2 pseudogenes are annotated in these 327 nt (G+C 66.7%); one reads left to right on the top strand and one right to left on the bottom strand.

From position 1 onward, the window contains the following. Nucleotides 1-136, top strand: a pseudogene (locus EN824_RS34030) (inorganic phosphate transporter); the annotation flags it as partial. A 21-nt stretch (nt 137-157) separates the two neighbouring features. On the opposite strand, the pseudogene EN824_RS36750 reads toward EN824_RS34030, so the two are convergent. Next, nucleotides 158-327 (bottom strand): annotated as a pseudogene (locus EN824_RS36750) (VOC family protein); the annotation flags it as partial.

Genomic DNA, 327 nt, shown 5'->3' with positions numbered 1-327 from the left:
CGTCGGCGCTGCCCGCCGCGTCTCAGCCGTGCGCTGGGGCATTGCCGGCAACATCGTCGTCGCCTGGGTCGTCACCCTGCCGGCCACCGCCGCCATTTCAGCGCTCACCTATTTCGCCACGCGCCTGGTGGGCTGACGCGGAGCGGGGCGCAAAGACCTACTCGCCCGCGAGGCACAATATGTTGCCGTCCGGATCCTTGAACCAGGCGACCTTCATGCCGTCGCCGACATGGATGTCGCCGTCCAGCGACAGGCCGGGCATCTCATAGTGCTCGAAGGCGACGCCCTTCGATTTCAGCGACTTGACGACAGGAGCGATCTCGTCGC

It is taken from the genome of Mesorhizobium sp. M8A.F.Ca.ET.181.01.1.1 (genome assembly GCF_004792025.1).
Taxonomy (GTDB): Bacteria; Pseudomonadota; Alphaproteobacteria; order Rhizobiales; family Rhizobiaceae; genus Mesorhizobium.
This window is presented reverse-complemented; position numbering and strand designations above follow the sequence as displayed.